An 841-nucleotide genomic window follows, 5' to 3' on the forward strand; every position below is an offset into this window, starting at 1 on the left:
TTATCAAATTTTTTAATAAAAATGATTAATTTTCTAAAAATCGAAATAAAATTTAAAACAAAATGAAATTTTTTATTTTGTAAAGAAAAAGACGATTGCGCTAATTTAAGGGAGATATAATTTTAAATTGTGGTGCGGATGAAAGGACTTGAAATATATAACTAAAAATAAATACCCATTTTATAGTATTTTTATAATAGTTACCTTTATTAAGTTACCTTTTTATTTGTTATAGAATTTTAAAAATATCCTTTGAAAACTTAAACCAAATCTGAAAACTACACTTTTCAAACTTTATTTATTTATATCATCATTAAAACCCTATTTTATGGAGTTATTAAAAATTATATTAAGGTATTTTTAAAGTCATTTAAGTTTATTTAGCTTAAATAGAATGTTTCACGCTTTTTTTATTTAAGTTTTCTCATTTTTTTAAGCTTTTTTAGCTTGAAACTTAAACTCATTTTTTCAAAAGCTTAAAAAGTAATTTTTTAAAAGTTTGGTAGGTTTTCTTTATAAATACCTAAGATAATAATTAAATCTTTTTCTTTGTCTATTTTGTAAGGTATTACATAACCTTTAAATATAAAATCTCTTACATTCTCATCATCAAAGGCTAAAGACTTTCTAAACTTATAAGGCATAAAATCAAGCTTTTTTAAAGCCTTGTATAAATCATTTTTAAAAGTGTTTTTAACTTTTATACTTTCCTTTCTCACAATAAAGGATAAAATAATATTTAATTCATTTGTAAATAAATCGCTTTCTAGGATTTGCATTACAGCCACTCACTGCCTAATGGCGTTAATTTAGCCTTACCGCTTTCATAATCATTTAAAGC

The 841-nt window shown here is 21.9% G+C and carries 1 protein-coding gene; it reads right to left on the reverse strand.

The annotated features are described in order from the left end of the window. Window positions 1–491: 491 nt before the first annotated feature. Entirely contained in the window at window positions 492–779 is a 288-nt protein-coding gene (locus tag CCO88_RS09995) for a type II toxin-antitoxin system RelE/ParE family toxin (RefSeq protein ID WP_002782344.1), read from the reverse strand. Window positions 780–841 lie beyond the last annotated feature (62 nt).

The sequence above is a fragment of the Campylobacter coli LMG 9860 genome, assembly GCF_000254135.1.
Lineage (GTDB): Bacteria > Campylobacterota > Campylobacteria > Campylobacterales > Campylobacteraceae > Campylobacter_D > Campylobacter_D coli.